General features: G+C 71.1%; 21 protein-coding genes. 11 read left to right on the plus strand and 10 right to left on the minus strand.

The window, feature by feature from the left end; all coding sequences use genetic code 11:
- Positions 1-32 precede the first annotated feature (32 nt).
- The 4 genes from IE250_RS02460 to IE250_RS02475 form a co-directional block, all read right to left on the minus strand.
- The gene (locus tag IE250_RS02460; protein WP_189667666.1) at positions 33-1,610 is read right to left on the minus strand and encodes a SpoIID/LytB domain-containing protein; all 1,578 of its coding nucleotides are present in this window, start codon (positions 1,608-1,610) and stop codon (positions 33-35) included.
- A 100-nt stretch (positions 1,611-1,710) separates the two neighbouring features.
- Entirely contained in the window at positions 1,711-3,408 is a 1,698-nt protein-coding gene (locus tag IE250_RS02465) for an RNA polymerase sigma factor (protein WP_229872070.1), read from the minus strand.
- A 290-nt stretch (positions 3,409-3,698) separates the two neighbouring features.
- Positions 3,699-4,064 (minus strand): universal stress protein, encoded by a 366-nt coding sequence (locus IE250_RS02470; protein WP_189667667.1) that lies wholly within the window; start codon positions 4,062-4,064, stop codon positions 3,699-3,701.
- Between the two features lie 40 nt (positions 4,065-4,104).
- Entirely contained in the window at positions 4,105-5,394 is a 1,290-nt protein-coding gene (locus IE250_RS02475) for a DUF4192 domain-containing protein (protein WP_189667668.1), read from the minus strand.
- 130 nt (positions 5,395-5,524) lie between these two features.
- Here IE250_RS02475 and IE250_RS02480 point away from each other — a divergent pair, with 130 nt between their 5' ends.
- Positions 5,525-6,094, plus strand: coding sequence for a hypothetical protein (locus IE250_RS02480; RefSeq protein WP_189667669.1), 570 nt, complete (start codon positions 5,525-5,527; stop codon positions 6,092-6,094).
- Positions 6,095-6,103: 9 nt separating this feature from the next.
- Positions 6,104-7,252 (plus strand): polyprenyl synthetase family protein, encoded by a 1,149-nt coding sequence (locus IE250_RS02485; RefSeq protein ID WP_189667670.1) that lies wholly within the window; start codon positions 6,104-6,106, stop codon positions 7,250-7,252.
- A gap of 24 nt (positions 7,253-7,276) precedes the next feature.
- Here the strand turns inward: IE250_RS02485 and pknB are convergent, their stop codons facing one another.
- Positions 7,277-9,166 carry a Stk1 family PASTA domain-containing Ser/Thr kinase gene (gene pknB, locus IE250_RS02490; RefSeq protein ID WP_189667671.1) on the minus strand — a complete coding sequence of 630 codons (1,890 nt, stop codon included), beginning with the start codon at positions 9,164-9,166 and terminating at the stop codon, positions 7,277-7,279.
- A gap of 118 nt (positions 9,167-9,284) precedes the next feature.
- On the opposite strand from pknB, the gene IE250_RS02495 reads away from it, so the two are divergent.
- Positions 9,285-9,650 (plus strand): Rv2175c family DNA-binding protein, encoded by a 366-nt coding sequence (locus IE250_RS02495; RefSeq protein ID WP_229872071.1) that lies wholly within the window; start codon positions 9,285-9,287, stop codon positions 9,648-9,650.
- Between the two features lie 10 nt (positions 9,651-9,660).
- On the opposite strand, the gene IE250_RS02500 is transcribed toward IE250_RS02495, so the two are convergent.
- Both IE250_RS02500 and IE250_RS02505 read right to left on the minus strand, forming a co-directional pair.
- Complete coding sequence (locus tag IE250_RS02500) at positions 9,661-11,022, minus strand: class II 3-deoxy-7-phosphoheptulonate synthase (RefSeq protein ID WP_189667672.1); 1,362 nt, start codon at positions 11,020-11,022, stop codon at positions 9,661-9,663.
- Positions 11,023-11,053: 31 nt separating this feature from the next.
- Positions 11,054-12,280: a pyrophosphate--fructose-6-phosphate 1-phosphotransferase gene (locus IE250_RS02505; protein ID WP_189667673.1), complete on the minus strand. Its 1,227-nt coding sequence runs from the start codon at positions 12,278-12,280 to the stop codon at positions 11,054-11,056.
- A 293-nt stretch (positions 12,281-12,573) separates the two neighbouring features.
- On the opposite strand from IE250_RS02505, the gene IE250_RS02510 reads away from it, so the two are divergent.
- Complete coding sequence (locus tag IE250_RS02510) at positions 12,574-13,110, plus strand: GNAT family N-acetyltransferase (protein ID WP_189667674.1); 537 nt, start codon at positions 12,574-12,576, stop codon at positions 13,108-13,110.
- Between the two features lie 88 nt (positions 13,111-13,198).
- Here IE250_RS02510 and IE250_RS02515 read toward each other — a convergent pair whose 3' ends face one another.
- Positions 13,199-15,031, minus strand: coding sequence for an AMP-dependent synthetase/ligase (locus IE250_RS02515; RefSeq protein ID WP_189667675.1), 1,833 nt, complete (start codon positions 15,029-15,031; stop codon positions 13,199-13,201).
- Positions 15,032-15,198: 167 nt separating this feature from the next.
- On the opposite strand from IE250_RS02515, the gene IE250_RS02520 reads away from it, so the two are divergent.
- Positions 15,199-16,143: an ROK family glucokinase gene (locus tag IE250_RS02520; RefSeq protein WP_189667676.1), complete on the plus strand. Its 945-nt coding sequence runs from the start codon at positions 15,199-15,201 to the stop codon at positions 16,141-16,143.
- A gap of 106 nt (positions 16,144-16,249) precedes the next feature.
- On the opposite strand, the gene IE250_RS02525 is transcribed toward IE250_RS02520, so the two are convergent.
- Positions 16,250-16,825, minus strand: a complete 576-nt coding sequence (locus tag IE250_RS02525; protein ID WP_189667677.1) for a hypothetical protein — start codon at positions 16,823-16,825, stop codon at positions 16,250-16,252.
- Positions 16,826-16,881: 56 nt separating this feature from the next.
- Between IE250_RS02525 and IE250_RS02530 the strand changes: the two genes are divergently transcribed.
- Positions 16,882-17,646, plus strand: coding sequence for a lysophospholipid acyltransferase family protein (locus tag IE250_RS02530; protein ID WP_189667678.1), 765 nt, complete (start codon positions 16,882-16,884; stop codon positions 17,644-17,646).
- Between the two features lie 15 nt (positions 17,647-17,661).
- Here the strand turns inward: IE250_RS02530 and IE250_RS02535 are convergent, their stop codons facing one another.
- Complete coding sequence (locus IE250_RS02535; protein ID WP_189667679.1) at positions 17,662-18,669, minus strand: LacI family DNA-binding transcriptional regulator; 1,008 nt, start codon at positions 18,667-18,669, stop codon at positions 17,662-17,664.
- A gap of 210 nt (positions 18,670-18,879) precedes the next feature.
- Here IE250_RS02535 and IE250_RS02540 point away from each other — a divergent pair, with 210 nt between their 5' ends.
- The 5 genes from IE250_RS02540 (at position 18,880) to IE250_RS02560 (ending at position 24,807) form a co-directional block, all read left to right on the plus strand.
- Positions 18,880-20,157, plus strand: coding sequence for an extracellular solute-binding protein (locus IE250_RS02540; protein WP_229872072.1), 1,278 nt, complete (start codon positions 18,880-18,882; stop codon positions 20,155-20,157).
- Positions 20,158-20,159: 2 nt separating this feature from the next.
- Positions 20,160-21,050: a carbohydrate ABC transporter permease gene (locus IE250_RS02545; protein ID WP_189667681.1), complete on the plus strand. Its 891-nt coding sequence runs from the start codon at positions 20,160-20,162 to the stop codon at positions 21,048-21,050.
- A 31-nt stretch (positions 21,051-21,081) separates the two neighbouring features.
- The gene (locus IE250_RS02550; RefSeq protein WP_229872073.1) at positions 21,082-21,999 is read left to right on the plus strand and encodes a carbohydrate ABC transporter permease; all 918 of its coding nucleotides are present in this window, start codon (positions 21,082-21,084) and stop codon (positions 21,997-21,999) included.
- Between the two features lie 9 nt (positions 22,000-22,008).
- The gene (locus tag IE250_RS02555; protein WP_189667682.1) at positions 22,009-23,193 is read left to right on the plus strand and encodes a glycoside hydrolase family 1 protein; all 1,185 of its coding nucleotides are present in this window, start codon (positions 22,009-22,011) and stop codon (positions 23,191-23,193) included.
- 78 nt (positions 23,194-23,271) lie between these two features.
- Positions 23,272-24,807, plus strand: coding sequence for a glucoamylase family protein (locus IE250_RS02560; protein ID WP_189667683.1), 1,536 nt, complete (start codon positions 23,272-23,274; stop codon positions 24,805-24,807).
- The last annotated feature ends 82 nt before the right edge of the window (positions 24,808-24,889 follow it).

Below are 24,889 nucleotides of genomic sequence, written 5' to 3' on the forward strand. Positions count from 1 at the left end.
CCGCCGTCGTCATTCCCGGCCCGGCGTTCCGGCTACTTTCGGGCAGTCACCGTGTGCGCCCAGGACCCCCGGAACCCGAGGTTGATGCGCCAGCCCTCGGCCGTCTTCGTCACCGTGCGGGTGACGCCCTTGTCCGATACCGCCTGCATGGTCTTGATCTGCCCGCTGGAGTAGCGCGCGGTGACCTTGACCGACCCGACCCAGCCGAGCTGGAAGATGCTCGTCGCCTTCGCCTGCGTGAGAATGCCCGTCCACGAGACGTACGGGTTTCCCGGCGCCTGGGCCGAGTAGGGGTCGGCCACGTGCGCGAGATGGGACTGCGCGGCCGTGCCGAACGCATCCTGGTTGTTGGCGGTGCCCGAGTAGCTGCCGCCGCGGCCCGACGACGCGAAGTACGGCGTCTCGGCGATGCCGCCCGACGTGTTGCGCACTATCAAGACCGTTGCGGCGCCGTCCTGCCGCGTTGCGTCCACGGCTGCACGCCAGGTAGCGCCCGCCTCGCCGCCCTCCTTCTTCCAGCCGGTGTAGTTCTGGCTGCTGGTGTCGTCGTAGAGGTGGCAGTCGCACGCGGCCTTGAGGCCCTCGATCTTGTCCAGGATCGCGTAGTTGCGCGCCACGACCGCCTGCGCCTCGAGCGCCGCGGCGCCGCCGTAGCCGCTCGTGCCCCACAGGGACGGCATCTCGTCGAGCCCGTAGAGGTACTCGTCGTTGATGACCACCTGGTTGACCACGTTGGGCCGGGCGTTGGGGCTGGTGATCCGCAGCCGGCCGTGGCGGTAGCTGCCCTGCGCCCCGGCCACCGTCACGGTGCCCGAAGTGCCGGCCCAGTAGTCGGTGCCCGTCCACTCCAGGTAGAGCGTGGGGCGGGCGCCGATCGTCTGCAGCACCGTGCCGTTCTCGGTGATCTTCGCGGTGACGCCGGACGTCGTCCGGGCGATCGAGACCTTGCGCGCCGACGTGCCGGTGGCGAGCTGGGTCAGGTCGCCGTCGAGCAGCCGCCACGACCCTGCGGACAAGCTCAGGGTGGTGGTGGCCGGATCGGTCGTCCTACCGAGCACCTGCACGTCGATCGACGTCCACGGGTTGGTCGTGGTGTCCACCGTCGCGCCCGGGTAGTAGTAGCGCAGGATGTCGGACGCCGTGCTGCCCGTGCGCGCCATCTGGTAGGCGCCCCACTGCGACATGCCCACGCCGTGCCCGTTGCCGGAGCCCGCGATGCTCCACGAGCCCGGAACGACGGTCACCGTCACCGTGGCGCTCGTAGCCCTGCTCGTCGCGAACCGGTACTTGGTCGTGACGCTCGGGTTGACCGTCGTCCTCGCCTGGCCCGTGGAGCCCGTGGTCACGTACTTGACGCGGACCCACCGGCCGCCGCTGTACCTCTGCAGGGACACCGTGGCGTCCCTCACCGGGGCGTCGTTGTATCGGTAGACCACCGAGAGCCTCTTCGGCTCGGACGCCGTGGTGGTCGACGTGCCGGCCGCGCTCAGCGTGTACCCGGCCGCGGCGGCGGGCACGGCAGACAGGCCGATCGCGAGGAACAGGGCGAGGGCGGAAGTTACCGCTCGGGCGAGACGTGGTCCGGGAGGGGCGCTGATCAGTGAGGACACATCCCGCACATTTCCATACGACGACGCCGGGCGGGTGAACTAAGAAGAAGTTCACCCGCCCGGCGTCAAGCTCTACCCGGCGTCGGTAGAGGGACTCGTATCAGTCGAGGTAGTCGCGCAGCACCTGCGACCGCGAGGGGTGGCGCAGCTTCGACATCGTCTTGGACTCGATCTGGCGGATGCGCTCACGCGTCACGCCGTAGACCTTGCCGATCTCGTCGAGCGTCTTGGGCTGGCCGTCCTGCAGGCCGAACCGCATGGAGACCACACCGGCCTCGCGCTCCGACAGCGTGTCGAGCACCTGGTGCAGCTGCTCCTGGAGGAGCGTGAACGACACGGCGTCGGCGGGCACAACTGCCTCGGAGTCCTCGATGAGGTCGCCGAACTCGCTGTCGCCGTCCTCGCCGAGCGGGGTGCTCAGCGAGATGGGCTCGCGGCCGTACTTCTGGACCTCGACCACCTTCTCGGGGGTCATGTCCAGCTCCTTGGCCAGCTCCTCCGGCGTGGGCTCGCGGCCCAGGTCCTGGAGCATCTGGCGCTGCACGCGGGCCAGCTTGTTGATGACCTCGACCATGTGCACCGGGATACGGATGGTGCGGGCCTGGTCGGCCATGGCTCGCGTGATCGCCTGCCGGATCCACCAGGTGGCGTACGTCGAGAACTTGTAGCCCTTGGTGTAGTCGAACTTCTCGACCGCACGGATCAGACCGAGGTTGCCCTCCTGGATCAGGTCCAGGAACAGCATGCCGCGGCCCGTGTAGCGCTTGGCCAGCGAGACCACGAGGCGGAGGTTGGCCTCCAGCAGGTGGTTCTTGGCCCGCTTGCCGTCGTGCGCGATCCACTTGAGGTCACGCTCGAACCGTCGCTGGTCCTTGTCGTTCCGGTCGAACTCCGTGGTGGCGAGACGCTCCTCCGCGAACAGGCCGGCCTCGATCCGCTTCGCGAGCTCGACCTCCTGCTCCGCGTTCAGCAGCGCGACCTTGCCGATCTGCTTCAGGTAGTCCTTGACCGGGTCGGCAGTGGCACCGGCGGTGACGACCTGCTGCGCGGGCTGGTCGTCGTCGTCCGTGTCGGAGACGACGAACCCGGAGCTCTCGTTCTCCTCCTTGGCCGCCTTGCCGCCGCGCCCACGGGTCGCCTTGGTGACGATCTCGGGACCGGCGTCGGTCTCTTCCTCGGGGTCCTCGACGGCGACACCGTCGGGCTCGATGTTGTCGTACTTCGACTTGCCCCGAGCGGCCGGCTTCTTGGCGGCGGTCTTCGCCGCCGGCTTCTTCCGCGTGCTCGTGGCCTCTTCGTCGGCATCGTCGATGTCGTCGAGGTCGATGTCCTCGGGAAGGTCGATCTCGTCGGGCGTGTCGTCGTCCTTCGGCTTCGCGGTGGAGCGCGGCGACGCCGGCTTCTTCGCGGCCGGAGTCTTCGCAGCGGTCGACCGGGTGCGCCGGGCAGGCTTCGCGGAGGCATCGGCCTCGTCGGCAGGTGCCTTCGCAGCAACCGCGGTGGAGCGCGTGGCCGCGGCGGCGGCCACCTTGGTCACGGTGGGTAGACCGACCTGCACACCGGCGTTGGCCAGAGCGCGCAGCACCGCCTTGAGCCGCTTGGCGTCACCGACCTCAGCGGTCTCGCATGCACGCCGGAAGCTCTCGGCGTCGACCGAGCCGTCGGCGGCGCCGCGAGCGAGGAGCTCCTGCAGGGCAGGATGCTCGAACTCACGGGGCAGGTTGTCGCGTGCAGGGACAGGAGCGATGTCCTGGGAGGCTTTCAGCGGAGTGGGCGCCACAAACCGACCTTTCGGCATTCGAGGGGGCGGCGTACCACCGGCGGGGCCTTCACTGGACCTTCTTCTTCCGCCGGCGAACATATATATTGTAGCGTCGGCATCCCTGTACACCGCGACGAACGCGGTGATATGGGCAAAGTCAGTGCGAAGTCACGTCGGGCGGGCAGCCCCACGGTTGTTTCTGTTTCGCGTGCCAAGAGTCAACGAATGAGCTCGCCGCACCATTCCCGGTTACGTGAATCTGCCCTGGACCAGGGCAGGGACCCCCCGCAGATGAGACGGCCGTCTCGCAGGTCGGGCGCTGCCTGTCACACCTTGACGGCCAGCACCGGGCAGGGCGCCTCGACGAGAATCCTCTGCGCACCCGCACCGAGGATGAGCTTGCCGACGGGGCTGCGCTTGCGCAGGCCGATCACCATCAGCTCGGCGTGGGTGCTCGTCGCGGTGCGGATGAGGTCTTCGGCGAGGTCACCGGTGCCGGGCTCCACCCGCACGTCGACCTCCGCCCCCAGGGCGCTTACCAGCTCCTCGATCTCAGCCCGGCACTCGTCGACGGGAAGCTTCCCGCTCGTGACGACGACCAGGGGGACCTTGCGTCCCTTGGCCTCTGTGACTGCGGTGCGGAGAGCCTCCTGGCCCTCGGGCGTGGCGAGGTGTCCGACGACGATCGTCATGTCGACCGACGCTACCCCACATAGCGCCCCTGACCGTGCCTTACACGGCGGCCACCTCCTCCGGTTCCGGATCGCCGTGGAAGGAGGCCTGCTCCCGCCGCACCCAGCCGGGCGGCACTCCCCCGGCGATCGCCCCGCGCAGCAGCAGCGCGAGCCGGTACTCCGGGTCCACCCCGAGCGCGTCCGACACGCGCTCGGCCGCCAGCCCGCCGTCGCCGTGCCACCACGCGACCAGCGCCAGCAGCAGGTAGGCCGGAGCCCGCCGGTTTCGCGGCACGTGCGTCGCGACCGCCTCCAGAACCTGAGACGCCGCACGCGTGATCTCCTCGTCGGGCGGGACACCCCGCTCCGGGTCGACGATCTGTGCCATGACGGTCCCCGTGGCCGCGTCCGTGTCGCCGTCCACCTCGCGCCGCGCGGTACGCAACGCCGTCGCCTCGGTGCCCGGCGCCAGGCTGAGCAGCACGGCGTCCCGGACCGGAGTGTCCGCGAGCGCAGCGCCGATCTTCCCGAGGTCCACCGGGGACAGCGTCACCGGCTGCCCGGGCCGGGCGCCCGCCGCTGCCCGCACGGCGGAGCGCCACAGGCCCAGGCTCTCGGCCCCCCACTCCGCCAGCGCCCGCTCGGCACGCCGAGCCTCTGCCTCGGCTGCGGGAAACCTGGTTCCGTTCACGAGCCGTCGGTGGGCATCGGTCCAGCGTGCCGCCGCCCGCCGCGCCTGGGTGCGTGCGACCTCCGGCGCGGCGCGCAGGGCGTACCGCTCCTCGCGGGTGCCGGCCACGGATCGGCCCTCCAGCACCATGTGGGCCGCTATCCGGGTGCCCTGGAGCGCGGACAGCGGCCTGCCCTCGGCCGGGCAGCACATCGGGTCGGTGCAGTCGAGCGCCCGGAAGCCCGTGGGAGTCACGAGCCACACCTCGGTCCCCGGAAGGCGCCGTTCGAGCCGCGCCCGCAGCAGCTCCGCGGCGCGACGCGCCACGCCCGACGGCGCCGTCGCATCGGTGGCGGTGTACAGCACCACTACCGCGCGGTCCGCGCAGTCGGCCACCACATGGTCGGTGAGCCAGCGGGCGGTGGCCGCACCGTCGGGCCCCTCCGGATCGTCAGGCCGCCGCAGACGTAGGTCGTCGAGATCGACGCGCGCCACGAGCCCGACACGCTGCCGCGGACCGGCCAGGCTCACGGCGACCACTGACTCGACGGGCTCGAAGCCGAGCCGGTAGGGGATGTACGCGAGGAGGTCCTCGGGCCCGGCCACGCGGACCACCGTGGCGGCCGGGACCACCGGAGCCCGGCCGAGGTTCTTGGGAGTGCTGTTCCTGGAGTTCATGTCGACGATCCCAGCCGCCGGCGAGGGCGGCGGCGCGCCCAGGAGCGCCGTGTGGACAACAAATTCGTTGTGGTCGCGCTCGGCCCCCCGAACTGTCCTCGCGAGGGTCTCTCCGGCTACGGTGTGCGACGTGCCCCGCTTCGCCACCGCCCGTCGCCCGGCCGCGCTCGCCGCGGCCATCGGGCTGGCGCTCGCGACCGCTGGGTGCGGCACGGGGTCAGAGCCGGCGGCGTCAGCCGCGACCGCCGAGGGGACCCCGGCGCCGAGGACGGCGACCTCCGGCGGGCCTACCGAGCTGCCGACCTTCGACCCGTCGTCCGCCGTGGGCACCTATGCGCAGGGGTTCCCGGCCGACCTGTTCCCGGTACCGGAGGACGCCACCCTGCTCGCGTCGTCAGCGCAGCCGGCGCCCTCTGCCAAGGATTCGAAGGCAAAGAGCGTCCCGATGACCCAGGTGACGCTCAACCTGTCCTCGAGCCGCCCGACGAAAGAGGTCATCGCGCAGGCCAAGGAGATCCTGACCAGCAAGGGTTTCAAGCAGATTCCCGCGCCGGAGTCCAGCGGTCTCACCGCGCAGACGGCGTTCCTGCGCATCACCAGGGAGAAGACCGGCGAGGTGCAGGAGTCGCTCGTCGTCGGTGTGCTCGACGACGGCGAACGACGCCTCTGCTCGATCAGTGGCACGGTCCGCACCCCATAGGCTGGGCCTGTGCCCGCCTCACCCACCCGTGCCAGCGCCCTGAACCCCGCAGCCCTCGTCGACGCCGAGAACCTCAGGGCCGACGTCGATGCCGCCGTGACTGCCCACCTCGACCGGCTGGGTGCCGAGGTCGGCGCGATCAGCCCGAGCGCCGAGGCCATGGTCGAGGAGGCAGCGGGCCTGCTCATGGGCGGCAAGCGCCTGCGGGCCGCGTTCTGCTACTGGTCCTTCCGCGCGCACGGCGGCTCCGCCGACGCGGCGAACTCCGCCCGGATCGCGACGGTCCGCGTGGGCGCCGCGCTCGAGCTCTTCCAGGCTGCGGCGCTGCTGCACGACGACGTGATGGACAACTCCGACACCCGCCGCGGCCGCCCCACCGCGCACCGGGCGTTCGCCGGCAAGCACGCGGCCGCGGGCTGGGCCGGCGAGCCGGTGCAGTTCGGCGACTCCGCGGCGATCCTGCTCGGTGATCTCGTGCTCCTGGCGGCCCAGCGCGAGCTGTCGGCGGCGCTCGCACTGGTGCCGGCTGCCGTCGCCGAGGCCGCGCGTGCCCGGTTCGACGCGATGCAGAGCGAGGTGGTGGTCGGCCAGTACCTCGACGTGCTGGTCCAGGCCGAGCCCTGGGGCCATGACCCCGCCTCGGACGAGGAGCGCGCCCGGAAGGTGCTGCGCGCTAAGTCGGCGAGCTACTCGGTAGCGGCTCCGCTCGCACTGGGCGCGCTGCTGGCCGGCGCGGGCCCGCGGGCGGCGGCGGCCGTCGAGGCGGCGGGCCTGCCGCTGGGTGAGGCGTTCCAGCTCCGTGACGACGTGCTCGGCGTCTTCGGTGATCCGGCCGTCACGGGCAAGCCGGCGGGCGACGACCTGCGCGAGGGCAAGCGCACGGTGGTCGTGGCGCGCACCCTGGCGCTGCTGCCCGACCCCGAGGGCCCCGACGCGGCGGCCCTGATCGCCGCTCTGGGCAATCCTGACCTGTCCGACGACGACGTGGCGCGCGTGCGCGAGGTCATCGTCGGCTCGGGCGCGCTGGACGCCGTCGAGCAGCTCATCGAAGACCTCGCCGTCCGCGCGCACGCGCTGCTGGACATGGCGGACCTGACGGAGCCCGGCCGGGGCTTGCTGACGGACCTGGCCCACGCCGCCGTCGACCGGGCGGCCTGACCGCTCAGATCCAGGGCAGGACCGTCACCAGGTCCAGATCGTGACGCTCTCGCCCTGCTTCAGGAGCTCGCCCGCTGCAGGCTCAGTCTCCTGCACGCCCTCGCCGAACAGCTCGCCGAAGCCGCGCACCTCGACCTTGTAGCCGGCTTCCTTGAGCACCTTTTTCGCGTCCTCGACCGAGATTCCCACGACGTCCGGCACGGTGCCCTTGGGGCCCATGCTGACAACTATCGTGACGGTGCCGCCGTCCTTGACGCCCTTGCCGGTGCCGGGCTCGGTCTTGATCACCGTGCCGACGGGAGCCAGATCGTCGAACTTGTCCTTCCGCTCCACCTCGAACCCCATGCCTACCAACGTGTCAGCGGCGTCGGCGGGCCCCAGGCCCGTGACGTCAGGCACGGTGAGCGGCGGTGGCCCGCTCGACACTGTGAGCCGTACTGTCTCGTCAGTCGGGACCATGTCGCCCCCGCGCACGGAGGCCCAGATCACCTCGCCGCGCACGACGTCGCTGGAGTACTCCCGCGAGACCTTGATGTCCGTCAGGCCCACGCCCCGCAGTGCGGCGCGCGCCGCCCTCTCGCGCATGCTGTCCAGGTCCGCCGGCACCTCGGCCAGCTCCGGCCCGAGCGAGATCACCAGGCGTACCGGCTCGTCGCGCTTCCACCGTTGTCCCTCGCCCGGGTCCGCCGAGACCACGTCGCCCTCAGGCACGTCCGAGTCGTACTGCTTCGCGCTCGACGGTGTCAGGCCCGCCTGGATCAGCGCCTCATTGGCCTGCTCGGCACTGACGCCCACTACGCCGTCAGGCACGACGGCGTAGGCACCCGGACCGTGCTCCGTGTACCACCAGGCGCTGAACAGGACGGCGACGACCGCGACGGCCAGCAGGAGCTTGCCGCCGCGCCGGGGCCGCCGCGCCGGCGGCGGCGGAGGCTGGGGCGGCTGCTGGGCCACCCAGACGCCGGCGGGCGGGCGCTCCACCACGGCGGTGCGCGCCGCCTTCACGGCGGCGGACGACGGCGGCGGCGCGGCCTTGGCCGGTATGTCGAGCACCTCGTTCGGGATCTGCCGGAACGTGCTCCGCAGCACGTCGAGCGCGACCGCGGCGTCACGCGGGCGCCGGTCGGGATCGCGCGCGGTGAGGGCACGGACCAGCAGGTCCAGGGGGCGGCCCAGGTGGCCGGCGAACGCGCTCACGGGCGGTACGTCAGTGTTGACGTGCGCGAACGCGACCTGGATGGGCCCCTCCCCCTCGTGCGGCAGGCGGCCGGTGAACATCTCGAACGCGAGGATCCCCACGGCGTACACGTCGGCGCGAGCGTCGACGTGCCCGGTGGAGATGGTCTCGGGCGCGAGGTAGGCCACCGTGCCCAGCACGGTGCCCGTCGTCGTGTTCGACACCTCGGAGATGGCGCGGGCCAGACCGAAGTCCGCCACCTTGGGACGCCCGGTGGCCTCCTCGAGCAGCACGTTCTCCGGCTTGATGTCGCGGTGCACTATCCCCTTGACGTGCGCGGCAGCGAGCGCCGACAGCACGACGTCGAGGATCGCGAACGAGCGGCGCAGCGTGAGGTCGCCGTCGCGGATCAGCTGGCGCAGGTTGGTACCCGGCACGTACTCCATGGTCAGGTAGCGCATGTCGGCGTCGGTGCCCTGGTCGTAGACCGCCACGACACCGTGGTGCTGCAGGCCGGCCGCCGACCGCGCCTCGCGCTCGAAGCGCTGGCGGAAGCTCGCGGCCTGCTCGCCGTCGGCCAGGTGCGGGTGCATCACCTTGAGGGCGATCTCGCGGTTGAGGCGCCTGTCGTGCGCGCGGTACACCGTGGCCATGCCTCCGCGCGCCACGCGCGCGACTATCTCGTACCGCCCGTCGACCAGGCGGCCGATGAGAGGGTCTGCCGTCACCTGAGCCACGGATGGGAGTGTACGGGTGACCACCGACGCCCCCGAGGAAACGCCCATGGCATGCAGCGACCCGTTGCCGGATCGTTGCCGTGCCCCGAGTCGCCGCCTGGTCGCCTACTCTTCTGGTGTGACAGATCTCGACGCCCTCGTGGGCGAATGGCTGACCCTGCCCGACCTCGCCGAGGCCCTCGACATCGAGGTCGGCAAGGCCCGCGGCCTGGTCCGTGACCAGCACGTCGTCGGCATCAAGCGCGGCGAGCGCACGACCTTCCAGGTCCCGGCCGCGTTCGTGCTGCCCGACGTCGAAGGCCGGCCCGGCATCATCCCGACCCTGCGGGGCACCGTCATAGTGCTGTCGGACGCCGGTTTCACCGAGGAGGAGATCCTCGAGTGGCTGTTCACGCCGAACGACGAGCTCGGCGAGCGGCCGGTGGACGCCCTGATCAACGGCAAGCGCGCCGCCGTGCGCCGGGTGGCGCAGACGCAGCTCTAGCCCTTCATCCTCAGCTCCGGAGCATGTCCGCTACCTGGAAGGCCAGCTCCAGCGACTGCTGGTGGTTCAGGCGCGGGTCCACGAGGGTCTCGTAGCGCAGGGCGAGGCCCGCGTCGGAGATCTCCTCGCTGCCGCCGAGCACCTCGGTGACGTCGTCGCCCGTGAGCTCCATGTGCAGCCCGCCCGGGACGGTGCCCAGCGCCCGGTGCACCTCGAAGAACCCGGCCACCTCGTCGAGCACGTCGGTGAGGCGGCGCGTCTTGTAGCCGCTGTCCGACGTGATCGTGTTGCCGTGCATCGGGTCCGTCACCCACGTGACGTTCGCGCCCGCCCAGGTCACGGCCTCGACGATGGACGGCAGCACGTCCCGGACCTGGCCGGCGCCCATGCGCGTGATGAACGTGAGCCGTCCCGGGACGTTCTCCGGGTTGAGCCGCTCGGTGAGCGCCAGGGCGTCGTGCGGCGTCGTCGTCGGGCCGAGCTTCACGCCTATCGGGTTGGCGATGCGGGCCATGAAGTCGACGTGGGCGCCGTCGAGCTGACGCGTGCGCTCCCCGATCCAAAGAAAATGTGCGCTGGTGTCGTAGGCCTTGCCGGTGCGCTGGTCGGTGCGGGTCAGTGCCCGCTCGTAGTCGAGCACCAGGGCCTCGTGGCTCAGGAAGAACTCGACGGAGCGCAGCGCGTCGAAGTCGGCGCCGCACGCGTGCATGAACCGGATGGCGCGGTCGATCTCGTCCGCCGTCTTCTCGTACTGCGCGTAGGCAGGGTTGAGCATGAAGCCGCGGTTCCACTCGTGCACCTGCCGCAGGTCGGCGAAGCCGCCCTGGGTGAAGGCGCGCACCACGTTCGCCGTCGCCGACGAGATCCGGTACGCCTGCTCGAGCCGCTCCGGGTCGGGCATGCGGTCCTGCGGCGTGAACGGGAAACCGTTGATCATGTCACCGCGGTAGGCGGGCAGCGTCACGCCGTCGCGCGTCTCCGTGTCGCTGGAGCGCGGTTTGGCGTACTGGCCCGCCAGGCGGCCCATCTTCACGACCGGGGTGCTCGCGCCGTGCGTGAGCACCACCGCCATCTGCAGGATGGTGCGGATCTTGTTCCGGATGCGGTCGGCGTTCGCCTCGGCGAACGTCTCGGCGCAGTCCCCGCCCTGGAGCAGGAACGCCTCGCCCCGACCGGCGGCGGCAAGCCGCTCGGTCAGGGTGTCGGCCTGTGCGGGCACCACGATGGGCGCGGCCTGGGCCAGGCGGCCCGTGGCGGCCGCCAGCGCGGCCGGGTCCGGCCACGTCGGCTGCTGGCGGGCCGTGAGCGTGCGGTAGTGGTCCAGCCCGGCCGGACCCGCCGACCGTTCGGCCGGATCGGTGACGGTGCTCATCGGCTCGCCGGTTGCGGTACCCGCACCGTGCTCAGTGCTCCGCCGGGGCGGCCGGCACGAGTGGCTGGCCGATGTCCGCGAGGATCTCGCCGAACCACTCCTGCGAGACGTCGAACGCCTTGCCGCCGGCGATGCGCGGGAAGGCGATGGCCTTGAGCCGGTCGCCGTCCTCCTCGTCGTGGCCGATGACGCCGGACTCGCCGCGCAGCGCGCACTCCACCGCGTAGTCGGTCATGGACTTGATCAGGCGCAGGTCGTCGCTGTTCGCGGCCGCGGCACGCGAGTAGTAGCCCGACTTCTGCACCATCGTCTTCTCGGCGCCCAGCTTCTCCGCGAACTGCTTCGCGAACCACTGGCCCGGGTTGATCGTGTCGAGCTTCACGTGCCCGAACGGGTCGCGCTCCACCGTCTCGCCCGCCGCCTCGAGCTGGGCCACGATCTCGTGCATGCCGGCACCCTCCGACAGGAAGATGTTGACGTTGCCGATCTCGTCCATGACGCCGCGCAGGCGCTTGGCCTCGCCCTCGAGGTCGATCTCGAGCTCGGGCAGGAACACCGCGTGCACGTCCCAGCGCTCGCGCGACAGGCCGAGGGCGGGCGCCCACTCCTGCTCGTCGAGCCACTCGCGGTACGACTTCGCGGTGGCCGCCGTCAGCCAGCCGCAGTGGCGGCCCATGACCTCGTGCACGATCAGCATGCGCGGGCCCACGCGGTTCTCACCGATGATGTTGGCCGCGAACTTCGCGCCCTCCTCGGCGGCGGTCCACGCGCCGAGCGACTGCTTGATCGGCACCACGTCGTTGTCGATCGTCTTCGGCAGGCCCACCACGGTGAGCTCGTAGCCGTTCTCGTGCAGGTAGGCGGCCAGGTCGGCGGCCGTCGTGTTGGTGTCGTCACCGCCGATGGTGTGCAGCACGTCGACGCCGTCGGCCTTGAGCTGCTCGGCGGCCACGTGCAGCGGGTCCTGGCCCTCCTGGACCAGGCCGCGCTTCACCGCGTCCTTGACGTTGGTCAGCTTCACGCGCGAGTTGCCGATCGGCGAGCCGCCGAAGCGGTGCAGGACCGGGGCCTGCTTGCGAGCCTCCTCGTCGATCTCGATCTTGTTGCCGGTCAGCAGGCCGTGGTAGCCGTGCAGGTAGGCAATGATCTCGATCTCGGGGTCGAGCTCGGTGTAACGCTCGATCAGACCGCCGACCGAGGAAGACAGGCAGGGCGCGAAGCCGCCGGCGGTCAGCAGGGCCACACGACGTACAGCCATCGGAGGAGCACCTCTCATCGGGGAAATTTCTAGGGCGCCACCGCCGGCGATCGCCCGCGCGGCACCCTTCATCGTCATCCTACTGACGGCCAGGGACTGCGCCTGGCACGTCCGGTGAATGAGCACCTTGCCCGACGGCGCCTCGCGGGCGCTCCGTGGGCACCGAGGTTGCGCGCCGGGATGCAGCCCAGCTGCCACCATCTCCGGTCGGCTGGGTCTCGACTCAGGCCCGCGGCGCGTGCGAGAATTGTCCTGAGCCTCCCGGTGCCAAGCGGCCCGGGAGGCTTTGTGTCATGACGAACTCTCACGCCTCGCCGCCCGCACGGCTGACGATCCGGCCGACGACGCCCGCCGACCGCCTTCTCCTGGAGCGGCTCTGGCTCCTGTTCCGGCACGACATGTCGGAAGTCTCTGGGTCGCTCCCCGACCCGAGCGGACAGTTCCGGCGCGAGCGGCTGGACGCGGCGTTCACCGACCCGGGCTGGCGTGGCGTCGTCGCACACCTGGAGCCGGCCGACGGCGCCCCGGCGTCGCCGGTGGGGTTCGCGCTGGTACGGGGGCTCGATGGCCCGACGCGCGTGCTCAGCTCGTTCTTCGTGGTGCGCGGCGTCCGCCGGATGGGCATCGGGCGGGACCTGGCGGCCCACGTGCTGGCGAGCTTGCCCGGCAGGTGGGAGATCGCGTTCCAGGACGCCAACCCACCCGCCGTGCAGTTCTGGCGGGCGGTGGCCACTGACGCCGTCGGGCAGGCGTGGACCGAGGAGCACCGTGCGGTGCCCGGCCGGCCGGACGCGCCGCCGGACACCTGGATCTCGCTCACGACCGGCTAGCCGCACAACACGAGTTCGGTCGGTTGCTTCGAGGTCGGTCCATCACTGGACCGACCTCGAAGCAACCGACCGAAGCCGCAGAGCCTGGTCAGCCGATCAGGTGCAGGCTCTCCTTGTTCTTGTCCGCGTACAGGCGCTCGACCTCGGCGTCGAAGTCCTTCAGGAACACCGCGCGCCGCACGCTCTGCTTCGGCGTGAGGTACCCGTTCTCGATGGTCAGGTCGCCCCCGAGCACCGTGTACTTGCGGATCGACTCCGCCTTCGACACCGCCTTGTTGGCCCGCTGCACCGCCCCGTCCAGCGCCGCGAGCACGTCGGGGTCCTTCCTGGCCTCGTCCACGGACATCACGGGCTTGCCGTGCATCTTCAGCCAGCCCGGCAGCCCCTCGGCGTCCAGGGTGACGAGCGCCCCGATGTACGGCTTGTTGTCGCCGACCACGACGCACTGGCTGACCAGGGCGTGCGCGCGGATGCGGTCCTCCAGCATCGACGGTGCCACGTTCTTGCCGCCCGCGGTGACGATGATCTCCTTCTTGCGGCCGGTGATCGTGAGGAACCCGTCGTCGTCCAGCACGCCCAGGTCGCCGGTGAGGAACCAGCCGTCCTCGGTGAACGACTCCGCGGTGGCGGCTTCGTTGTTGTGGTACGCCCGGAAGATGTTCTGGCCCTTGAGGAGGATCTCGCCGTCGGCCGCGATCTTGACGGCGCAGCCCGGCAGCGGCGGGCCGACCGTGCCGATCTTCGTCGCCGTCGGGCGGGTCACGGTTGCCGGGGCCGTGGACTCGGTGAGGCCGTAGCCCTCGAGCACGGTGAGGCCCAGACCACGGTAGAAGTGGCCGAGGCGCTCGCCCAGCGGGCCGCCGCCCGAGACCGCGAACTCCGCCTGGCCGCCCAGCCTGGCCCGCAGCTTCGAGAACACCAGCGCGCTGGCGACCGAGTGCTGCAGCTTCAGGCCCAGGCTCGGGCCTGACGGCGTGTCCAGCGCCCGCGACCACGCGATACCCGTCGCCGTGGCCCAGTGGAAGATCTTCGACTTGCCGCCGGCCGCCGCCGTCTGCTCGGCCGTGTTGTAGACCTTCTCGAACACCCGCGGCACCGCGAGGATGAACGTGGGCTTGAACTCGCCCAGGCCGTCGACCAGCGTCGTCGTGTCGCCCCAGTGCCCGGTGACGACGCCGCCGGCCACGGCGAGCACGTGGACGAAGCGCGCGAACACGTGCGCCATCGGGATGAACAGGAGGGTGCGTCCGCCCTCCTTGGCGAACACCTCCGGCACGGCCTTGACGGCGTTCACGGAGAGCGACGCGAAGTTGCGGTGCGTCAGCTCGGCGCCCTTGGGACGGCCCGTGGTGCCCGAGGTGTAGATGATCGTGGCGAGGTCGTCGAGGTCGGCGATGCCCCGGCGGCGGGCGATCTCGGCGTCGGGCACGTCCACGCCCTCGGCCGTTACCGCGTCCAGCGCGCCGTCGTCGATGACGAGCACGTCGGTCACGAGCGGGCAGGCGGCACGTACCTCGGCCACGGTGGCGGCGTGGTCGGCGTTCTCGACGAAGACCAGCTTCACCTCGGCGTCCGAGAGGATCCACTCGACCTGCTCGGCCGAGGAGGTCTCGTAGACCGGGACGGGTACCGCGCCGGCGGCCCAGGCCGCGAAGTCCAGCACCGCCCACTCGTACCGCGTGCGGCACATGATGCCGACCTTGTCCCCGGGCTCGATCCCGCGGGCGACGAGGCCCTTCGCCACAGCGACGACCTCGGCGTCGAACTCGCCGGCCGTGACGACCCGCCAGGGCTCACCCTTACCGGTGGGAACCTCCATCATCGGCTTGTCGGCACCGGCGCCGACCCGCTCCGCGAGTAAATCGTTGAGATTGGAGGTTGGGGGCAGCTCGATGAGGATCGGGCTGAAGATCTCGTCCATTCTGACTCCAGTGGCAGTACTGACCTTGCCTGCAAAGATACCGGGAAACGGACTCCGCGTGTTGCATCCCGCGCGGTCGCTACCCTGGGTGTGCGCACCGACATCGGTGCAGCCCCCTTCTCGACGGCCCTTGGGGCCGTCGCGCACACGAGAGAACGTGAGGACGAATGCACGCCATCGGGGTCGACATCGGCGGCACCAAGATCGCTGTGGGAGTCGTCGACGAGGACGGCAAGGTCCTCGCCCAGGTGCGCCGGGAGACGAATGCCGACGATGTCGCGCACATCGACAAGGCCATCGCGGACGCGTGCAACGAGCTCATCAAGGAGCACGAGGTGGGCGCCATCGGCCTGGCCGCCGCGGGCTTCGTGAGCCCCGACCGGACGTCCGTGAACTTCGCCCCCAACATCGCCTGGCGGGAGTACCCGCTGGCCGCGAAGGTGGCTGAGCTCGTGCACGCCGATATGCCCATCGTGGTGGAGAACGACGCCAACGCGGCGGGCTGGGCCGAGTTCCGGTTCGGCGCCGGCCGCGACGCCACCGACATGCTCATGCTCACTGTCGGCACCGGCCTGGGCGGCGCGGTGATCTCCGAGCGCGAGCTCGTCCGCGGCAAGTGGGGCATGGCCGCCGAGGTAGGGCACATGCGCGTCGTGCCGGAGGGCCACTACTGCGGCTGCGGCCACGAGGGCTGCTGGGAGCAGTACGCGTCGGGCAGCGCACTGGAGCGCGACGCCCAGCACGCCGCCGTCGCGCGGGTGGACCAGGCGGCCCACCTGCTGGAGCTCGCCGGCGGCGACCCGGGAGAGATCCGGGGCAAGATGGTGACGGAGGCCGCCCAGGAGGGCGACCCGCTCTCGATCGAGCTGCTCGCCACCCTCGGGCGCTGGATCGGCGAGGGCTCGGCATCGGTCGCGGCCCTGCTCGACCCCGAGCTCATCGTCATCGGCGGTGGCGTCGGCGCGGCCGGCGAGCTGCTGCTCGGCCCGGTGCGCCGCGGCTTCGAGGCCCAGCTGTCCGCGATGGGGCACCGGCCCGTGGCGACGATCGAGCTGGCCCATCACGGCAACGAGGCGGGCATCGTGGGCGCTGCGGACCTCGCCCGCCGCTGACCCGAGATAGAACTGGAGCGAGATAGAACTCTGGCGAGATGGAACCGCAGCAGTCCTTGCGGTTCCATCTCGCCAGAGTTCTACTTCGCCACGGTTCTATCTCGCGTCAGACGACGGCGCCGGGGCCGTCGTCGTCCGGGTCCCGCTGGTGCGGCATGCGCCAGATCAGCACGCCCAGGCCCGCGACGAACAGGCCGATGCCGATCTGGCCGGCCAGCGGCGGGATCGCGATGGACGGCACCGCCGCCGACACGACCATCCCGATCACCGCGAGCACGGGCACGCCCACCACGAAGCCCCACGCCATGGTCAGCAGCGGGTCGCGGGACAGCAGCGGCGGGGGCTCCGGCGGGGTGAAGTGCGCCTCGGCCTCCTCGAGCGCCTCGGTCTCCGGCGACAGCGGCCAGTCTCGCGGGCCGGCGGGCAGGATCAGGCGCGACTCGGTCCCCGGCTCGGCGTCGGCGGGGCCATCCGTCGCTCCCTCGTCATCGAGCCGCGATATCTGAGACGATTCGGCGGGCTTCTCCCCGTCGTCGGCCTCGTCGTCGGTCCGAGGGGCTTCGATGTCGCCGAGAGTGGCGACGATGTCGGCCCAGCGCGATGCCACGTCGTCGTCGCCCAGCTCGCGTGGGGTGTCGCCGGGCACGTCGTCGTCGCGGTCGTCGGTGTTCGATGCGGCCATGGGCACACTCTATTGTCGTCAGGGAGCCCGCGGGGTCGGGTCTTGAGGAGGAAATCTTGTTCTACTGGGTGATGAGGAACCTGCTGGTGGGCCCGCTGCTGCGCCTCGCGTACAAGCCGTGGGTCATCGGCGGTAAGAACGTGCCGCGCACGGGCCCGGCGATCATGGCCAGCAACCACCTTGCGGTGATCGACTCGTTCATCCTGCCGCTGGTGGTCCCGCGCCGGGTGACCTTCCTCGGCAAGTCCGACTACTTCGTGGGCAAGGGCCTCAAGGGCAGGATCATCGCCTGGTTCATGACGGGTATCGGCGTCATCCCCGTGGACCGCTCCGGCGGCGCCGCCAGCGAGGCAGCCTTGCGCACCGGCCTGCGCGTGCTGAGCGAGGGCAGTCTGTTCGGCATCTACCCGGAGGGCACCCGCAGCCCCGACGGCCGCCTCTACAAGGCGAAGACCGGCGTGGCCCGGATGGCGCTCGAGTCGGGCGCCCCCGTGATCCCCGTCGCCATGGTCGACACCGAGGTCGCCCAGCCGCCCGGCCGGGGCCTGCCCACGTTCATGCCCCTCGGCGCCGTGATCGGCGAGCCTCTCGACTTCAGCCGGTACAAGGGCATGGAGACCGACAAGTTCGTGCTGCGCGCCGTCGCGGACGAGATCCAGTACGCGATCCTCGCCCTGTCCGGCCAGGAGTACGTCGACGCGTACGCGGCCAGCGCGAAGGAGCGCGCCGCCCACGGCGAGCCGCCGATCCCGGCGTCGGAGGAAGGCCCCGGCGGCCTCCCGCTCCCGGATGTCGAGAAGCCCCACCGCCCCAAGCGCTGACCCGCCCTTGGTTGGTCAGCGGGGCGGCGGGGCCGTGGAGGACCGCTCCACCAGGGTGGTGGCCAGCTCCGTGCGGAGGGTGTGGCCGCTGGCCGTGCGCGCGCGGTGCACCAGGTCGACGGCGGTGGCGCCCATCTCCGCGAGCGGCTGGCGCACCGTGGTGAGCGCCGGGTCGATCCAGGGAGCGATCGGCAGGTCGTCGAAGCCGACGAGCGAGACGTCGCGGGGTACCACCAGGCCCGCCTCGCGCAGGGCACGTAGGGCGCCGAGGGCGGTGTCGTCACTGCTGGCGAAGATCGCGGTGGGCGGGTCGTCCAGGCTCATCAGCCGCTGGGCGCCCTCGTACCCGGAGGTGACGCCGTAGGCGCCCACGTACACGAGCTCGTCGTCCGTGGGGGCGCCGGCCCGGATCATGGCGGCGCGGTAGCCCGCGAGCCGGGCGATGGCGTTGTCCTGCTCGAGCGCCCCGGTGATCGTGGCGATGCGCCGGTGGCCTAGCGACAGCAGGTGCGCCGTCGCCTCCAGCCCGCCCTGGAAGTTGGTGGCGCCGACACTGAGCATCCCTTCCGGCGGCCGCTGCCGCGGGTCGACGACGACGAGCGGCGTTCCGGTGTCCTCCAGGGCCCGCCGCGCCTCGGCGTCGGGCACGGCGACGATGCTGACCAGGCCGTCTGTGCCGCGCTCCAGGGCGTGCCGCACCCAGGAGCTGCAGTCGTCGGGATCGGGCTCGACCGCGAGCACCACGTCGAGGCCGAGCCGCCGTGCGCCGGCGACGGCGCCGCGGACCACGGCCTCGGACCACGTCCCCTCGAAGTCGACGATGCGGACGTCGATCATGCCCGTGGGCTTCGCCGACCGGGGCCGGACCACGTAGCCGTGGCGCTCCAGCACCTCGGTGACGCGGGCGCGGGTCGAGCCGGCGACGTCGGGCCGGGTGTTGAGCACCTTGGAGACCGTCGGGACCGAGACGCCGGCCTCAGCCGCCACGACGGCGAGCGGGATGTGCGGCCGATCCTGTGCCATGGGAGACCTCCGTCGGGCGTTGGCGGGTCAGCGTTTCCGAAATCAGGATCGTAGCGGAATCCGCCGGGTGCCCCGGCATTCGTCGAGCACATCGGCCATGCATCGGTCCGACCCGGCCGTTGACATGGACCGGCTCCGCGTCTAATCTCCCGTGGTCTTTCCGAGATTCGGCTTCGAAATTTCGGACTGCAGATCAACAAAGGAGTGATCGTGAACAGGACACCTCGCCTCGCCGCCGCGGCGACGGCGTCGACCCTCACGCTGGCCCTCGCCCTGACGGGTTGCGGACGCAGCGACGAGGCCGGCGCCCCGGCAGACAGCACGAGCAGCATCTCGGAGGGCCCCGCGACCGGCACCGTCGAGGTGTGGGCGATGGGCACCGAGGGCGAGCTGCTGCCTGAGCTCGCCGAGCAGTTCGAGACCGACAACCCGGACGTCACCGTGAACGTCACGCCGGTGCCGTGGGAGTCGTCCACCGAGAAGATCAACACCGCCATCGCCACCGGCGAGGTGCCTGACGTCATGCAGGTCGGCACCACGCTCATGAGCGGTTTCGTGGAGCTCGGCGGCCTCGCACCCACTCCCCAGGACATCGACTCCGAGGCGTTCTTCCCGGGCGCCTGGGACACGACAGTCGTCGACGGCACCTCCTACGGCGTGCCCTGGTACGTCGAGACGCGCGTCCTGTACTACCGCACCGATCTCGCCGAGGAGGCCGGCCTGGAGGCGCCCGCGACCTGGGCGGACCTGACGGCCTTCGCGGCCGGGCTGCAGGACGCCGGCGCCGAGCACGGCATCGCCCTGCAGACGCGCGGCAACTCCACCAGCCTCATGTACCTCCCGTTCTACTGGCAGGCCGGCGGCGAGATCATGGACGACGCCGGCGAGTTCACGCTCGCCAACGACGCCCAGGCCAAGGCCCTGGACTACTACTCGTCGTTCATGCGCGACGGCCTCGCCCCGCAGGTGCTCGTCGAGGACGAGAAGGTGCAGAACTTCATCGACGGAGATCTCGGCTCGTTCGTCTCCGGCCCGTGGGAGCGGGCGAACCTGCTGACCACCGCCGGCGACGACTTCGCCGACAAGTTCGGCGTGGTGCCGCTGCCCGACGACGAGACCACAGGGTCATTCATCGGCGGCTCCAACCTCGCCGTCCTGGCCGACGCCGCCAACCCCGACGCCGCGTGGAAGTTCGTCCAGTACGCCACGGATCCGGCCACCCAGGTCGACTGGTTCGAGATCTCGAGCGACCTCCCGGCCGTCCAGGCCTCCTGGGAGGACCCGGCGCTGGCCGACGACGAGGCGGTCGCCGTCTACGGGGACGTGCTCGAGACCGCGCGTTCGACCCCGGCCATCCCCACCTGGGCCGAGATCGAGCACGAGCTCGACCTCATCATCGAACAGGTGATCGCCGGCGACCTGAGCCCCGAGGACGCGGCCGACCAGATGCAGGAAGCCGCCACCTCGATCGGGACGGGCCTGGACTAACCATGGCCGTCACCGCGCGCCAGCGCCGCACCGGCCTCGCCGCCTGGGGCTTCGCGCTGCCCTTCACGGTCCTGTTCGCCGTGTTCATGCTGCTGCCGGTGGCGTCGTCGCTGTACATGGCGTTCACCGACATGCACGGCGCCGACCTCCGGACGCCCTTGGCCGTGAACTTCGTGGGCCTCGACAACTTCGTCGAGGTCCTCGCGGACCCGAAGTTCCAGCAGGCCGCCGGCAACACGCTGTACTTCGTGGGCGTCGCCATGCCGCTCACGCTCGCGGTCGCGCTGCTCCTGGCGGTGCTGCTCAACTCGGGCCTGGTGTGGTTCCGGTCGGTGTTCCGCGTCGGGTTCTACGCGCCGGTCGTGACCTCGATCGTCGCGGTGGCGGTCGTCTGGCGGTTCCTGCTGCAGCCCGACTTCGGCCTGGTGAACTCGGCGCTCGGCCTGGTCGGCATCGACGGGCCCCGCTGGCTGACCGACGAGGTCTGGGCGATGCCGTCGCTGATCGTCATGGCGACCTGGCGCAACGTCGGGTACTCGATGGTGATCCTGCTCGCGGGGCTGCAGGGCATCCCGCGCGACCTGTACGAGGCGTCGGCCATCGACGGTGCGGGCGCGGTGCGGCAGTTCCGGTCCATCACGGTCCCGCTGCTGCGGCCCACGCTGCTGTTCTGCGCCGTCATCACCGGAATCGGCTACCTGCAGTTCTTCGAGGAACCGTTCGTCATGACGCAGGGCGGGCCGCTGGGCGCCACCAACTCGGTGGCGTACGAGATCTTCAACCAGTTCGGGTTCGGGAACTACGGCCTGTCCGCCGCGATGAGCTACATGCTGTTCGTCGCCATCGTGATCCTGTCCTACCTCCAGTTCCGCCTGTTGCGGCCCAAGAGCTGATGGCGCGCCCGTACCGGCGAGAGGACCGCCCATGACCACCACGTCCCTGCCCACGGCGGGCGGCACGCCCGCTCCCGCTCCCACTCCGCCGGCCGCGAGCGCCCGGCTCGACGACGCGCCCCGCCGGCGCCGCTCCAGCCCGCGCGCGATCCTCCTCAACGTCGCGCTCCTGGCCGGGCTCGCGGCCTCGCTCGGGCCGCTCGTCTGGATGGTCGTGTCGTCGGTCAAGCCAGAGGGCGAGATCCGGCAGTTCCCGCCCACGCTGATCCCCGACCAGGTGACGTGGACCAACTACACCGAGCTGTTCGCGTCGCTGAACTTCCCGCGGTACTTCCTCAACTCGGTCGTCGTGGCGCTGGTCGTGACCGTCGGGTCGGTCCTGTTCAGCGCGATGGTCGGCTACGCCCTGGCGAAGCTCGACTTCCCGGGCCGCCGCGCCCTCTTCGCGCTGGTCATGGGCACCCTGATGGTCCCGGGCATGGTCACGTTCGTGCCGCTCTTCGTGCTCGTAGCCAACTTGGACCTCATCAACACCTACGCGGCGCTCGTCCTGCCGTTCCTGGCGGCGCCGTTCGGCGTGTTCCTGATGCGGCAGTTCATGCTCGACGTCCCGGACGAGCTGCTCGACGCCGCGCGCGTCGACGGCGCCGGCGAGTTCCGGACGTTCTTCCGCATCGTCCTGCCGCAGACCCGGCCGGCGCTGGCGACGCTCGGAATCCTGACGTTCCTCGGGTCGTGGAACAACTTCCTGTGGCCCCTGGTCGCCGTGCAGTCGGCCGACAAGTACACGCTGCCCGTGGCGCTGGCCCTGTACTCGACCGGGCAGAACACCGTCCAGTACGGCCTGCTCGTCGCGGGCGCGACGGTCATCGTGCTGCCCATCCTCATCGTCTTCCTCGCCCTGCAGCGGCACATCGTGCAGGGCATCTCGACCACCGGCCTCAAGTAGGAGTTTTTCGTGACCGACCAGATCACGCTGCCCACCGCGCCCGACTTCCTGTGGGGCGCCTCGACCGCCGCGCACCAGATCGAGGGGGGCAACGTCAACAGCGACTGGTGGGCGAAGGAGCACGTCGCCGGGACGCTGTGCGCGGAGAGCTCCGGCGACGCCGTCGACAGCTATCACCGCTACCCGGAGGACGTCCGCCTGCTCGCGGACGCCGGCCTGAGCGCGTACCGCTTCTCGATCGAGTGGGCGCGGATCGAGCCCGCCGAGGGCGAGATCTCGCGGGCGCAGCTGGCGCACTACCGGCGCATGATCGACACGTGCCTCGCGGCCGGGGTGACGCCGGTGGTCACGCTCCTGCACTTCACCCTGCCGCGGTGGTTCGCGGAGCGCGGCGGCTGGTTCGCGCCCGACGCCGTCGACGCGTTCAGCCGCTACGTCGAGATCGCGACGGACATCCTGGGCGACGTGCACCACGTGGTCACGATCAACGAGCCCAACATCACCTCGATGATGCTCGGCGCGAGCCGGCGCACGAACCTCGACGCCGCGGGGCTCGCCGCCCCGGACCAGGCCGCCTCCGAGGTCCAGGCGACGGCGCACCGCCGGGCCGTCGAGATCCTGCACGGCCTGGGGCACGTGCGGGCCGGATGGACCATCGCCAACCAGGTTTTCCAGGCCGCGCCGGGGGCCGAGGCAGCACGCGACGGGTACGCCTACCCGCGCGAGGACTTCTTCCTCGAGGTCGCGCGCGGCGACGACTTCGTCGGCGTGCAGAGCTACCTGCGCACGGTCATCGGGGCGGACGGCGAGCCGGTGCCGGCCGGCGACGACGTCGAACGCACCCTCACCGGGTGGGAGTACTACCCGCAGGCGCTGGGCGAGGCGCTCGGGTACACCCACCGCATCACAGGCGGCGTGCCGATGATCGTCACCGAGAACGGCATCGCGACCGCCGACGACTCCCGCCGCATCGACTACACCCGGGACGCCCTGGCGGGCATGGCCCGCGCGATGGCCGGCGGCTGCCGTGTCGAGGGGTACCTCCACTGGTCGCTGCTCGACAACTACGAGTGGATGAGCGGCTTCGCCCCGACGTTCGGCCTGGTCGCCGTCGACCGCACGACGTTCGAGCGCACGCCCAAGCCGAGCCTCGCGTGGCTCGGCAAGGTAGCCCGCACGGGCGAGCTGCCCTGAGCCGAAGGGCCGACGGCGGCCGCCCGGCCACAGACCGCACGACCCGTCACGACTACGACGACGTAGAGGAGACACATCATGAGGAGACACAGAACAGCGGTCGCGGCGGCCGCCGTCGCCGCCCTGGCGCTCATGGCCGCGCCGGCGACCGCAGGCACGGGCGAGGCGTCGCGGAACACCGGGGGCGACGAGCGCCTGCTGAACACCTGGGCGGCCGACACCTGGCGCTCTTTCGACGCGCTGGTCGTCGAGGAGACGGGGCTGCCCGACGACAACATCGGAGGCGACCTCAGCCCAGGCAGCCGAGGCGGGTACACCTCCCCGACCAACATCGGCGCCTACCTCTGGAGCACGGTGGTGGCCCGCGACCTCGGGCTGATCGGCGCGGACGAGGCCCGCGCCCGCATGGCGACCACGCTGGACACCGTCGCCCGGCTGGAGAAGCACGAGCCCAGCGGCATGTTCTACAACTGGTACGACCCGGCCACGGGCGCCAAGCTCACGACGTTCCCCGGCTCGGGCGACGCAGTCAAGCCCTTCCTGTCCAGCGTGGACAACGGCTGGCTGGCCACCGGCCTGCTCCTGGCGAGCCGCGCGGAGCCGTCCCTGGCCGACGAGGCGGACGCCGTCCGCGAGCGCATGGACTTCGGCTGCTACTACGACCCGGCGCAGAACCAGATCCGCGGCGGGTTCTGGGACACCGACCCGCAGGAGCCGGCGCCCGTCCCGGGCGACTACTGCGGGATGGGCGCCGACGTCTGGTACACCGGCCACCACTACGGCGCGTTCAACACCGAGCCGCGGATCGCGTCCTACCTCGGCATCGCCGGGGAGCAGATCCCGGCGAAGCACTACTTCGGCACGTACCGCACCTTCCCCGACACCTGCGACTGGGACTGGACCGAGACGCGACCGGCCGGCGAGTGGGCCGAGCACCTGGGGGTCCCCGTCTTCGAGGGCGCCCTGCCGTACCGCGGCATGCGGGTGGTCCCGTCCTGGGGCGGCAGCATGTTCGAGGCGCTGATGGTGCCGCTCTTCGTGCCGGAGGAGACGTGGGGTCCTCGGTCGTGGGGCCGCAACCACCCGCTGTACGTACGCGGGCAGATCGAGCACGGGATGCGGGAGGCGGGCTACGGGTACTGGGGCTTCTCGCCGTCGAACAACCCGGCCGGCGGGTACCGCGAGTACGGCGTCGACCAGCTGGGGCTGGACGGCGCGGGCTACACGTCCGACCAGGAGCGCACCGCCGTCGACCAGCCGTACGCAGGCTGCAGGGACGGCTCGCCCGCTCCCACCGAGTACGGCGACGGCGTCGTGACGCCGCACGCGTCGTTCCTCGCGCTGCGGTACGCCCCCGGCGAGGCGATCGCCAACCTGCAGCGCATCTCCCGGGACTTCGACGCCTACGGCCCGGGCGGTTTCTACGACGCCGTGGCGGTCCGCAGCGGCCAGGTCTCCCAGCGCTACCTGGCCCTGGACCAGGGCATGATCATGGCCGCGCTGGGCAACGAGCTGGCCGACGACGCCGTGCGGCGCTACGTCTCGGAAGGCGCCCTGGAGCAGAAGGTCCGCCCACTGATGAAGATGGAGGAGTTCGCCGTCGGGCGGCGGTAGCCCGCCCGAGTGTCGGTGGCCGTGAATAGCATCGTCGCGGGAGGCCCCGCCCGCCGGGGCCTTCCGCACCACCTACGAAGGG

Source organism: Promicromonospora soli, assembly GCF_014653785.1.
Taxonomy (GTDB): domain Bacteria; phylum Actinomycetota; class Actinomycetes; order Actinomycetales; family Cellulomonadaceae; genus Promicromonospora; species Promicromonospora soli.